The sequence below is a fragment of the Rhodococcus sp. EPR-147 genome (assembly GCF_001647185.1).
Taxonomy (GTDB): Bacteria; Actinomycetota; Actinomycetes; order Mycobacteriales; family Mycobacteriaceae; genus Rhodococcoides.
In genome coordinates this window covers 1-13,322 of sequence record NZ_LVCU01000332.1, presented here as the reverse complement: position 1 = coordinate 13,322, position 13,322 = coordinate 1, and the positions used below count along the sequence as shown (strand labels likewise).

3 protein-coding genes are annotated in these 13,322 nt (G+C 65.8%); 2 read left to right on the top strand and 1 reads right to left on the bottom strand.

Going from position 1 to position 13,322, the window contains the following annotated elements; all coding sequences use genetic code 11:
* Nucleotides 1-54: 54 nt before the first annotated feature.
* Together A2J02_RS15350 and A2J02_RS15345 are read left to right on the top strand one after the other, a co-directional pair.
* Nucleotides 55-6,264, top strand: coding sequence for a non-ribosomal peptide synthetase (locus A2J02_RS15350; protein ID WP_156516233.1), 6,210 nt, complete (start codon nt 55-57; stop codon nt 6,262-6,264).
* The gene (locus A2J02_RS15345; protein WP_068051036.1) at nt 6,261-12,665 is read left to right on the top strand and encodes a non-ribosomal peptide synthetase; all 6,405 of its coding nucleotides are present in this window, start codon (nt 6,261-6,263) and stop codon (nt 12,663-12,665) included. The genes A2J02_RS15350 and A2J02_RS15345 overlap by 4 nt, the downstream gene beginning before the upstream one ends.
* Nucleotides 12,666-12,731: 66 nt before the next feature.
* On the opposite strand, the gene A2J02_RS15340 is transcribed toward A2J02_RS15345, so the two are convergent.
* Nucleotides 12,732-13,322, bottom strand: a 591-nt coding sequence (locus tag A2J02_RS15340) for an ABC transporter substrate-binding protein (RefSeq protein WP_197478039.1), incomplete at its 5' end; no start/stop codon positions are given.

Genomic DNA, 13,322 nt, shown 5'->3' with positions numbered 1-13,322 from the left:
GTGGTCGCGAGCCTGCCCGAAGATCAGGGTCTGCTCGAGCACACAGGACTGACGGTGTCGCACATCGCAGTCGAGTTACCGGAGAACGTCGTCGACCGCGTGCTCGCGTTGGCCGATCGCTCGCGCACGTCGCCGCGCCGCACGCTCGTCGGTCTCCTCGGCGCATACGCCGCAACGACGAGACCCGCAGGGCGGCAACCCATCCGCTTGGCAATCGCCGGCCATGCCCCGGCGGAATCTCCGATCGCGATGACCTCGACCGTCGTGCCGTTCGTGCTCGAACACGAGGGCAGGACCGTCGTCGACGTGCTGGCGGACGTCGATTCCACCTTGACGCGGATGCGACCTCACACCGCGGTCGCACCCGATGTGGTGACCGAGCTGCTCCGGCTGCGGCGAGGAGACTCTGCGCTGATCGCTCCGGGAATCAATGTTCTGGTGGCCGAACGTGACTCGATGTTCGGAGGCGAGCGCGCGCGACTGCGTCAGAACTGGCTCGGCCCTGTGACGGACCTCGAGTTCGTGGTCGAGGGCACCATCGACCGTGCGAACCCTCGAAGTTCCTGGCTGGCAATGGAACTACGAGGTGCCGGCGCAGAGACGGAGATCCGAGCCCATGCGCACGCGCTTGCGGTCTTTATCGATGCCCCGACCACCGCACCGGATGCTCCGATCGACTCGTTGCCCCTCGCATCCTCGCAGCAGCTGCAGACGCTCGTCACCGACGTCAACGAGACCGGTCACTGCCTCGCCGAGCAAGACGTCGTGCAGATGTTCGAGGAGTGGGCGGCGCGGACAGGTGACGCGACCGCCGTCGTTGCCGGCCCAACCCGTCTGACCTACGCCGAGTTGAGCCACCGCTCGAGCCAACTCGCGCACTCGTTGGTGGTGGCGGGAGTCGGACCGGAAGCACGTGTGGCCATCGACATGACTCGGTCCGCCGAGATGGTCGTCTCCGTCATGGCCGTTCTCGCGGCAGGAGCAGCGTTCGTCCCGTTCGACCCGCAATGGCCCCAGGCCCGCAGGGCTGCGGTGGTCCGTGACGCGAACATCGGCGTGGCATTGCGCGGCCCAGGAAGCTCGGAGTCGAACGAGGACACGGAGGTGCTGTCGATAGCGGTGGCCCTCGACCGATGGGAGCACGAGAGCCGACCGGTCACCCCGCCGTCGGGAGTGGTCCGTCACGCAGCCGGCCTGGCATACGTCATCTTCACCTCGGGCTCGACGGGTCGGCCGAAAGGTGCCATGATCCGGCACGAGGCCATCGCCAGCCGGATGAAGTGGCAGATCGAGCACATCCTGAAGGTGGGCCCGGGTGATGCCAGCCTCTTCAAAGCTCCACTCGCATTCGATATTTCGATCAACGAGCTACTGCTCCCGCTGTGCTCGGGAGGAACCGTCGTCGTAGCGGGACCGGGAGAGGATCGGGACCCGCAGCGATTGCTGGAGTTGATATCCCGTGAGCGAGTGACCTTCGTATATCTCGTCGCCTCCATGCTCGACGTGCTCCTCGAGACCAGCGCTGGGACCGACGCGATGGCAGGGGTTCGTCATGTCTGGTGCGGCGGCGAAGTTCTCACTCCGGAGTTGTTCTCGCGGTTCCGGTCTCGCATGACCGGGACCCTATACCACGGGTACGGGCCGGCCGAGGCGACGATCGGGGTCTCCCACGTGGTGTACGACGGGACCGGATCGGACCGAATCTCCACCTCGATCGGACAACCGAATCCGGGTTGCCGGTTGTATGTGCTCGACGACCGCCTGCGACCACTCCCCGTGGGCATGGGCGGCGAGCTCTACGCGGCGGGTGACCTGCTCGGACGCGGCTACGTCGGCGCGTCGGACATGACTGCCGCGAGATTCGTCGCAGACCCCTTTGCCCGCGAGATCGGCGACCGCGCCTATCGAACGGGTGACCGCGCTCGCTGGACGGAAGGCGGAACACTCGACTTCCTCGGCCGAGCGGACAACCAGGTCAAGATCCGCGGCATGCGGGTCGAACTCGAAGAGATCGAAGCCGCCGCAGCCACTCATCCCCAGGTTCGCGCTGCCGTCGTACTCGTGCACGCAACGGCAACACCCGTTCTGTGCGGCTATGTGATCCCCACGGACGACGCGAACCCGAACTCGGACAACCTTTCTCGCAGTGTTCTCGCGCATCTGACGACGCTGCTGCCCCAGCACATGATTCCCGCACATCTGATGGTGCTCGAGGCGTTTCCCACGACCGTCAACGGCAAGGTCGACCGCCGCGCCCTGCCGGTCCCGGATGTCGGAGGTGCGCCGGCGGGCCCGCTGACCGACGGTCAACGGCGATTGGCCGAACACATCGCGGCCTTGCTCGGTCGCGAAGCCGGCTCGCAGGCGCTCTTGGATTCCATCGGACCCGACAGCGACTTCTTCGCCCTCGGCGGAGATTCGCTGGCCGCGATGCGTCTGGTGACCCGGGTCAATCGGGATCTGAACCTACGGATATCGGTGCGAGCGGTGTTCGATCACCCGACGGTCGCGAATCTGTCTGACTACATCGACGCAGCGGAACAGCCGCCGTGCGCCGACAGTGAAACGAATATCGACGAGACGGTCAACATCGACACGCGCACCCGGCCGATGAACGCCGGAGAGCGACGAATGTGGTTGGCGGACAGACTCAGCGGACACGGCGGAACCTACACGGTACCGCTGGTGTTCAGGGTCGCCGGTCCCCTCGACCTCTCCGCTCTCGAACAGGCACTCACCGACGCCACCGCACGTCATCGATCTCTGCGGTCGTTGTACGTCGAGAACGACGGAGCACTGACGGTCGAGATCCTCGACCCGAGTGACGAACGTTCGGCCCCTGCCCTGCGACGTCACGCCTTGCAGTCTACGAAGGTGGCGCAGGCGATCGAGCAGTTCCTGCAGGAACGATTCGATCCCTCGGAGTCGATTGCGCTGCGCGCCGGCGTGTTCGTTCACGACGACGAGCAGGACTGCGCGACACTCGTTCTCGCCGTGCATCACATCGCGACGGACGAATGGTCGGAGCCGGCGTTGCTGCGCACCCTCTCGCGCGCTTACGCTGCGCGCGGTGCCGGCCGGACACCGCTGGACCTGGGCACAGCACCGCCCCCGACGGCGGTGTTCGAGGAGGATCACGAGTCCGAGATCGCCTCGTGGCGAGCACATCTGACTCCACTACCGCCGGTCCTGGACGTACCGGGCTGGCGCGCTGCCCGCCATACCGGTGCACGGACCGGGCGGACGATCAGACGCGTCGTTGCCGACGACGTCGCAGCGGCTGTGCGGTCCACGGCGCGCGAGTGCGGGGCGAGCATGTACATGGCCACTCAGGTTGCGACGGCGATCGCACTGCGCGCGTGCGGATCGGGTGAGCAGTTCCTCACGGCGTCGCCGATGTCGATCAGGTCCCCGGAAACAGGCCACGACGACGCGAGCGACGAAGTGGGTTTCCACCTGAACACCGTGCTGCTGCGAGCAGATCTACGCGGAAACCCCACGGTACGAGAAGTGTTCGCGCGTACCCGGGACCAGACGCTGCACGCGCTCGCGCATTCGAGGGCGCCGTACGAGGAGGTCGTGGCTGCGGTGCCGGCGCTGCGCGAGCAGCCTCCGGTGCGCGTGATGGTGGTCCACCAACCACACCGGGACGGCGGGGGCACTCTCGCTCTCGGCGATCTGGTCACCGAACGGCTGCCCGTCGACACCGGTACGGCCAAGTACGACGTGAGTGTCACTCTGTACGAGAACGATTCGGCCGTCGGTCTTGCTGTCGAGTACGCAACCGACGTCGTCGACACCGACGCCGCCGACGCACTGCTGCGGCGACTCGAAACGGTGTTGCAGCGTATGCCTGCGTCGCTGGACCTGCAGGTCGACGCGGTGGATCTGCTCGACGCTCAGGACCGCGCCACGCTGTCGCGACTCTCCGGCGCTCGACGAGACATCGAACCCGGCCTGACGCTCGACCGAATCATCACTCGCGCATCCCCGGTGGACGGCGCGGCGCTGATATTCGAAAATCGTCGCCGAGACCTGAAATCCGTTCTCGGCGAGGCGTCTGCCTTGGCACGGTTGATCATCGACTCCGGTCATGGACCCGAGGACGTCGTGGCGGTCGCACTCGATCGGTCACCCGAGCTGATCGTCACGATCCTCGCCGTGACCTTCTCGGGAGCCGCCTACGTGCCACTCGATCCAGCACTGCCCCAAGCACGGCTTCGCTACCTGCTCGAAGACTCCGGTGCCGCCACGATCGTCACCACCGCCGATATCGCGGCACGTTTTTCCGATTCGGATGTGCCCCTGATCGATCTCGCCGACCCAGCGCTGGCCACTCGGCTGGCCGCACTTCCTACACATCCGGTCGTCGACAACGAACGCCGACGCCCGCTGCGCGGTGATCATCCGGCGTACGTTCTCTACACCTCGGGTTCGACCGGACGACCGAAGGGCGTCGCGGTGTCCCATTCGGCCATCGTGAACCGTGTCCTCTGGGCCGCAGAACATCACGAGATCACCGATACGGACGTGTTCCTGCAGAAGACCCCCGCGTCGTTCGACGTCTCGGGCTGGGAGATCTTTCTGCCGTTCGTCACCGGAACGTCGGTCGTCGTGGTGGAAGACGGCGGCCCCCGAGATCCACGGCGGCTGGCGGACCTCATCACGACGCACGGAGTGAGCATCGTCCACTTCGTTCCCTCGATGCTCGGCGAATTCCTCACCACTGTGACGTGCGAACCCGCGAACCCTGTCCTCGACGCCACTGCGCTGCGGCTGATCGTCTGCAGCGGCGAGCCGTTGACAGCGCAGCATGCGCAGACGGTGGCCACGGTCTTCCCGCGGGCGACCCTGCTGAACCTGTACGGCCCCACCGAAGCGGCAATCGACGTGACCGCCGAGAACGTCTCGGCGCGCGGACCGGTCGCGGGGCTGTCCGTCGCGATCGGCACGCCGGTGTGGAACACCTACTGCCGCATACTCGATCACACGCTCGCCGAGGTGCTGCCCGGTGCCGAGGGAGATCTCTACCTCGGCGGAACGCAACTGGCCCGCGGGTACCACGACAAGACCGCGCTGACCGCGAGCAGGTTCGTGGCCGACCCTCGAGCCGACGTCCCCGGTGCCCGCCTCTACCACTCCGGCGACCGTGCGCGGCAACGACGTGACGGCAGTATCGAGTATCTCGGCCGCACCGACGGCCAGATCAAGCTGGCCGGCCAGCGCATCGAATTGGCCGAGGTGGAGGCCGCGCTTCGCGCCCATCCCGGCGTCCGGTCGAGCGCCGCGGCCCAACAGAGCACGGCAGCCGGGCCGCGACTCGTCGGATACGTCCTCGCAGATGCCGGAACGACTCTGCTCGAGAACGATATTCGCCTCACGGTCACCCGTATCCTCCCCGCGTCGTGGGTTCCGGCTCGCATCGCAGTCCTGGACGAGATCCCGCTGACCTCGAGCGGCAAGCTCGACCGCAACGGCCTTCCCCCCATCGAATTCCAGGTCTCGCCATCGAGTGATCGAGTACCGACAACCGACAGCGAGATCGCGGTCCGTGCCTCCTTCGCCGAAGCCCTGGGACTCGAGGCCGACGACATGGGAATCGACGACGACTTCTTTCGAGTCGGCGGCGACAGCATCAGCGCAATTCGCACGGTCACCCTCGCGCGCAGACGCGGCTGGCGCATCACCGAGATGCAGATCTTCGATCTCCGCACGGTAGCCGCACTCGCCGAGGCCGCGGTACACGACGGGGCGACGAAAGATGCTCCACACAAACATGTTTTCCGTGCCGATGTCGCTGTGCCGCTGCCCGATCTCGCCAGGACCGCAGTGAGATCGGGCCTGGACATCGACGACCGTATCGAGACGGTTCGGGTCGAGATCGACGTCCGCTCCGATCTGACCGCAGTAGACCTCGACAGGGAGGTGCGCCGGTCGACAACAGCGCTGATGGAAACGTTCCCGGCACTGCGCATCCGCATCGACCGCTCCCGGCGCAGGTTGTGGAAAGCCTTCGAGATACATCCCGACGCGGTGAACCTCGAGACCGTCGTGCACGTTGCAGGTGAGGAGAATTCGGCGAGCGTCGCGAACGGGATCGATGTCGACACCGGCCCGTTGCTCCACATCCATGTCGAAAAACACGAGAGCGACGGATGGTCCGCCCGACTGTCCGTGCATCACCTCGCGCTCTCGGACACTCTCACCGCGTCGACAGTGGCGGAACACTTTCTCGGCAGCTTTGCATCAGGAGTCCACCGATGACGAACACCCACACGTCCGCACGTACCGGGCCGGCGTCGACTGCACAGCAGCGGATGCTGTTCCTCGATCAGATGGAAACGGACCGCCATGCGTACACCATGCCGGTCCACCTCGATCTGACGTCGGATCCGGATCTGGACGTCCTGGCCCATGCACTGGCAGATGTGGCAACACGCCATGCATCGCTGCGCAGTGTGTACTCGAACGACGACGGCAGGGTGCTACGCCACCTGAAACCCGCTGCCGCAGTGGAGGTAGCGGACCGTCGAGGTGAGCCGTACAGCCCCCGCACATTCGACCTCGGTGCCGAGATCCCCTTCGCCGCAGATCTCTACGACCGGTCTCGATTGGTCCTGACGGTGCACCACATCGCCGCCGACGGCGGTTCGGTGCCGATCCTGTTGGAAGACATCCGGATCGCGTACGACGCGCGTGCGCGAGGCGAGGAACCGATCTGGCCGGCGTCGGCGGTGGACTACGCGCAGTATGCGGAGGACGAAGGCTCCATCGACGTCACGGCAGATCGACCGTTCTGGACGTCCACTCTTGCACCGTACGTCGAGCCCGTCGCTCTCCCGCTCGATCACGCCCGCAGCGAAGTGCCGTCCACCGCGGGGCGGATCATCGAAACGGTGCTGCCCACGTTCCTCGCCGACGACATCGAGCAGTTCTGCTCGAGGAATCGCATCAGCCGACTGGTCTTTCTCCAGATCGTCACTGCTCTCGCACTGCGTGCCCACGGCGGCGGCGACCTGATCCCGATGGGCACGGCCGTCGATACTCGGCCACCCGACGCGCTGACCGATGCGGTGGGGCTCTACGTCAACACCATCGTGCTGCCCACCGACCTCACCGGCGACCCCACCGTGACCGAATTGACCGCGCGGACCAGGAGTTCGACGCTCGACTGTGTCGACCGTCGCGCCACCCCGTTCCACGAGGTCGTCGAGTGGCTCCGGCCCGCGAGGACGCCGGGAGTGCATCCACTGTTCCAGGTGATGATCGCCGAGGTGGACACGCGGCCGAAACCGGTGTCGCTGGGGCCCGTAGACGGAGTCCTCCGCCCACCGGACGACGCGTCGGCAAAGTTCGATCTGATTGTCGCCATCGGTCCACGAGGTGAATCGAGTCGACTCGGACTCGACATCCTCTACCGCCGGGAACTGTTCGAGGACAGAACTATTCGATCGATTCTGGACGACATGACACTGATCGCAGCTCAGGCCGTCGCAGATCCGAACCGGCGGATCTCCGAACTGGCCACCAGTCCGAACGACTCGGCCCCGCAACGGACCCCGATACTCGCTCGGCCGCGCCCCGGCCGGTGGTCACGCACACTCACCCTGTCCGAGCGGCAGATCCGCCGTGCCCAGGCAACGCTCATCGGCCTCCACCTTCGGCACGACATGCTCTCCACCGGACTCGACACCGACGGTGACATGCCGGTGCGTACCTCTCTGACGGCAACGGAGATTCTCGAGCGGTCTCGGATCCACAGTGCAGAAACGGAATTCGGGGCTGTTGCGAACGGGGGTCTTCGAGCCGGTTGGACGGGCGAAGGTGTACTGCGAGTGGAGATGACGCACGCGGCGGTCGACGAGGAGTCGTGGCCGTCCGTTCTCGATGCGTTGACGAGTGATCGATTGGTGGTCGACGTGGCGGTCGGCTCCTCGGCACGATGGACACGCAACGATCAGGAACTGGCAGAGGACCTTTCGATCGTCGACCACGCCGAGACATGGCTCGATGTCGTGGATGCGGCCGTGGACGTGATCGACCGGCGAGAAACAGCGTCGCCCCTCTTCTCCGTCCCGACAGCACCCGCGACAAGTGGTGCCGAGAGTTCTGCACCGCTGACCACGACCGGACTTCCCGGCATCGTCGAGACTCGGACGGCTGTCCTCGAGTCGGTGCGCGAGGTGATGACGGAGGTCGCCGGACACGAGTCGATGGTGGTGTGGGTCGACGAATCCGACCGAGACCGAAACGTCGAACACGGTTCCCGAACAGTGGGTTGCCTGCGCCGCGGGCTACCCGTCGTGATCGACGCGGGCACCCTGCTCGGCGGAGAGGCCGACCCCGACCACGCCGCATCCTTCGGGGTTGCCGCGCACCTCAGCGAACACACCCCCGGCGTGTTCGACGACCTACCGCCTGCCGATCTGCAGGTCCGCATCCACATTTCGAGTGCCGAAGGGCAGCACCTCGTACAGAGCGCCTCCGCGCCCGAGATCGACGTCAGGTTCCTCCGAACCGAGACCGGATCGTGGTCGTGCGCGTGTTCGGTGTCCGCCCTCGCCGACACCGACGTCGCCCACGTCGCCGCACGCCTGGCGACGGCTGTCGCGACCAGGGTGAACGCAGTGGGTTCCGGAGTCAATCCAGTGGTGGACAGCGCGTTCGCGGACGGTATCGATCGCAGTACCGACATGGCCGGACTCGACCCGCGGGAGCGTCGATCAGTGGAGTCGCTTCTCGGCCCACTGCGAGCGATCTACCCGACGACGTCGTTGCAGGACGGGCTTCTCTTCCATCAGCAGCTGGGCGGACAGGGCGAGGGGATCTACCTGTCGCAGACGGTGATGCGACTCTCCGGCTCACTCGACACGGATCTGTTGCGACGTGCCGCGGACGCCGTGCTCGCCGCGCACCCGCAGGTCGGTGCTGGATACGTCCAGCTCGGTGAGCGCACCGTTGCCGCAGTGCCGCGGACGGTTCGGATGCCCTGGGCGACGACGGATCTGCGACATCTCGACGCCGATGCGGCTCAGGTGGAGCTGTCACGCTTCGAAAGGCGCGAGGCTGCACAGGGGTTCGATCCTGTTCAGCCGCCGCTCGTCCGACTGGGCGTGGCGCTGCTCCCCGAGGGCCGGAGTGCACTGGTGTTCACCATCGAACATCTCGTTCTCGACGGGTGGTCCATCTGGAGATTCCTACGGGCCGTTCTCGACGAATACACCCGGCCCGGCCGCACCGAATCGAGTCACCGTGCGTCGTACGACGACTACGTGATGTGGCTGAGAACTCGTGATCGTGATGCGGGCCTACAGATGTGGCGACGCCAGCTCGCAGGCACGCCGGGGCCGACTCTGCTCGCTCCCCGGCGCACCGCGGCGTCGGTCGATCCGGCCGGTTCGGCGGAGACGGTCTTCCATCTCGATCGCTCACTCACCCGAGACGTGAGAGAACTCGCTGCGCAGACCGGCGTCACGACGAGCATCGTGTACGAACTTGCGTGGGCGCTGACTCTGCAGAAGTTCACCGGCCAGGACGATGTGGTGTTCGGCACCGTGGTGTCCGGCCGGCCCGCCGAGATCCCCGGTATCGACGAGCTTCTGGGGTTGCTGTTCAACACGGTCCCGCTACGAGTGCGCATCGATCCCGCTCTCGCCGTTCGTGACCATCTGGCCCGTATTCAGGACGAGCGACGCCCCCTGCTGACCCATCCGTATCTCGCGCTGTCCGACCTGGAGGAGTGCGCCGGGCACCGTGGATTGTTCGATACGTTGTTCGTCTTCCAGAACATCCCGGTCGTCCCGCCCGACGAGCGTTTGGGTCCCGATGGCGCACTTCGGGTGATCGACCAGAAACTCAGTGATGCAACGCATTACGCACTGACGGTGGTGGTCGCGCCGGTGGAGTCCGGTGCCCGGGTGCGAATGATGCATCGACGGGACGCTCTCGACGATGCCCGGGCAGCAGCGATTGCCGACACCTATCGGGCGGCGTTGGCCGCGCTGACTGCGGCACCGGACGAGGCGGCGGCGAGCATCGCTCTGCTCACTCCGCGTGAGCTCGCGTGGACGCGGCAACACTCGGGCGCACTCGGGTCGGCTGTACCCGAGCACACGGTGTGGGATCTGTTCGCTGCACGCGCTGCAGACCGACCGAACGACCTGGCACTGGTGGCCGGGGATGTTCGGTGGAGCTTTGCCGATCTGCATTCACGCGCGCTGAATCTCGGTGCGCTGCTGCGATCGAACGGTGTCGTCGGGGAGTCGCGGGTCATGCTCTTCCTCCCCCGCACCGAGCTCATGGTCGAGGCGCTGTTCGGTGTCTTCGCTGCAGGAGCTGCCTACGTTCCGGTCGATACCGAGATGCCCGCCGACCGCATCGAGTACATAGTGCGCGAATCGCGCCCGCACGTCGTTCTGACGACGAGCACGCTGGCAGAACAGCTCCAGAGCATCACGACCGAACAGCCCGCTGTCGTCATCGAACTCGACATCGACGGTGTCGGAAACGGACTGCCGGCACCCGGCGATGTCGCGCGGCGACTCGACCAGCTTGCCTACATCATCTACACGTCGGGATCGACCGGGCGCCCCAAAGGGGTTGCAGTCCCGTACAGCGGGTTGACGAACATGTTCGTCAACCACCGCAAGGAAATTTTCGAGCCCGTCGTCGCTCGGGCCGGGCACAGACAGTTGGCGATCGCGCACACCACGTCGTTCTCGTTCGACGCATCGTGGGAGCAGTTGTTCTGGCTGTTGGAGGGCCACACGGTGCACGTGATCGACGAGCAGACGCGACGCGATCCGGCGATTCTCCTCGACTACTTCGATGCGGAGAGAATCGATGCCTTCGACGTCACACCGACCTACGGTGAACATCTCGTCGACGCCGGTCTGCTGGCCCGCCCGCGGTGCCTGAACACGTCCCTGCAGGACGACGACTCCGCGGGTCTGGTGTTCGTCTCGCTCGGCGGCGAAGCGGTGGGAGACCGTCTGTGGTCCGGTCTGCGAGACGCACCAGGAACGGGCGGTTACAACCTCTACGGACCCACCGAGTACACGATCAACGCGCTCGGTGCCGACGTGCAGGACCGATCGACGCCGACACTGGGTCGGCCCATTCTGAACACCACCGCGCATGTACTCGACACCGCACTGCGGCTGTCGGCACCCGGCGTCATCGGCGAGCTCTACCTGTCGGGTGCGGGCCTCGCGCGTGGATACGACGGACGGCCTGGGTTGACTGCGGAACGTTTCGTGGCAAACCCGTTCACGGACAACGGTTCTCGAATGTATCGAACCGGTGACCTGGTATCACGCGACCCGGACGGGTTGATCTCCTATCACGGCCGCGCCGACAATCAGGTGAAGATCAGGGGCCACCGCGTCGAGACCGGGGAGACACAGGACGCGCTGCAGCGGCTCCCCGGCATCGTGCGCGCCGCGGTGACCGTGTTCGAACGGGCCGGCAGTACGGAACTGGCCGCGTACGTCCTCGTCGACGGCCCGGAAGCGTCGGACATCACCGCGTCATCGGTCAAAGACGGGCTACGGGAACTGATTCCGAGCTACATGGTCCCGGCATCGGTGCAGGTGGTCGACAGCCTGCCGCTGACGGTCAACGGCAAGCTCGACGTCGCGGCGCTGCCTGCACCGTCGGAGAGTGCCGAGCCGGTGGACCGTCCGCGGGGCGATGTCGAATCGCTGATCGCCGATGCGGTCCACGACGTGTTGGGCGTGACCGAGATCGGCAGAGACGACGACTTCTTCGCGTTGGGTGGGCATTCACTGGCCGCTGTCCGGTTGGCGTCTCGTCTGCGCGCGGTGGATCTCGAGCTCGGTGTGCGCGACATCTACGCGCAACCGACAGTCGCGGGTCTGGCACGTGCGGTCATCGACGGTGGCGGAGACGGCATGCTCGCACCGTTGGTGGAGTTGCGTCGAGCCGGCGATCCCGCTGTGTTCTGTCTGCAGCCTGCCGGCGGTCTCAGTTGGTCCTACATCGGAGCCTTGCGGTTCCTCGATCCCTCGATATCGGTGTACGCCATCCAGGACCCGGCGCTGCAGAGCGGCGACGACGCCATCGAGTTGACATCGATCGAGGCCTTGGTGGACGACCATGTCGAGCGGATCCGAGCCGTCCGACCACACGGTCCGTATCACCTGCTCGGATGGTCTTTCGGCGGGCAGCTCGCACACGCGATCGCGGCGCGTCTGCACGAGCGGGGCGAAGAAGTGGCGTCGTTGGTATTGCTCGATTCCTACGCAGACGTCGCCGGCGCAGACACGGCCGAACGTGAGGATCTGTCGCAGAACGGCATAGAGGAGGCGCAGAACAATTTTCGGCGCCACATGCAGACGGATCCGCTGCTGTCGAGCTTCGCTTCCGAGGTACAGGACCGGTTGGTGCGCACCCTCGGTCGGCACCTCGCTCTGTCGATTCCACCGACGGTCGGCCGCCACGCGGGCGACGCGTTGCTGATCGGAGCTTCTCGTGGAACGCCCCTGGAAATGCAGCGTCGCCGAGACCGCCAGTGGCAGGACAGAATCACCGGGACCGTGCACGTGCACTCCGTCGACCTCGAGCATGCACAGCTAGGTCAGGCGCACAACTGGTCGGTGTTCGGGCAACGAGTGGCCGACTACATCTGGGCTCGCATCGAATGACGTACCCCCACCTCGGGGTTGCCGAGGTGGGGGCAGCGACTCGGTCTTCGATCCGAAGTGGTGGATCTAGACGGTCGTCTTGTCGATCGCCGCCGTCAGGTCGACGATCTGCGCGGTGTAGCTCGCGTAGTTGTTGGTCGCATCGGTGGTCCAGTCGGCGATGTTTCCGGCCTCCGCAGCGTTGACCAGGGCCCAGGTCGGACGGTCGGCTTCCAGTTCGGCCAGCGGGGTCGAGTACGAACGAGTGTCCAGCAGAATGAGATTCGGCTGGTACTGACCGACATTCTCCCAACTCACGGGCGTGAAGGATCCCGAGTCGGCGGCGCGGGGAACGTCGGACTCGAGAAGCGTCAGACCCCAGTTCTGGTAGTCACGCAGTTCGGGGAACTCGTCGTTGATCGCGACGTAGTACTGGTCCGACGGGGAGATGGCCATCGCAGTCAGACCCGGCTTGGCAGCAATTGCTTCCTTCAGGTCTGCGACAGCTGAGTCGTAGGCCTCACGGTCGGCCCGGTTCGCGTCGGTATCGACGTCGGCACCGAGTTCGGTGGCCAGTGTCTCGTAGTCCTGCAGGGTCTCGGAGGAGGGCTTCTGCGCGGAGACAGCAAGGAACGGTGCGACCTGCTCGAGTTGGTTGGCGAGGTCGGATGTTTCCAG

Bases quoted from the DNA above. Each gene is read 5' to 3' on its own strand.
- A2J02_RS15345 (WP_068051036.1), top strand. From the start codon at position 6,261: ATGACGAACACCCACACGTCCGCACGTACCGGGCCGGCGTCGACTGCA.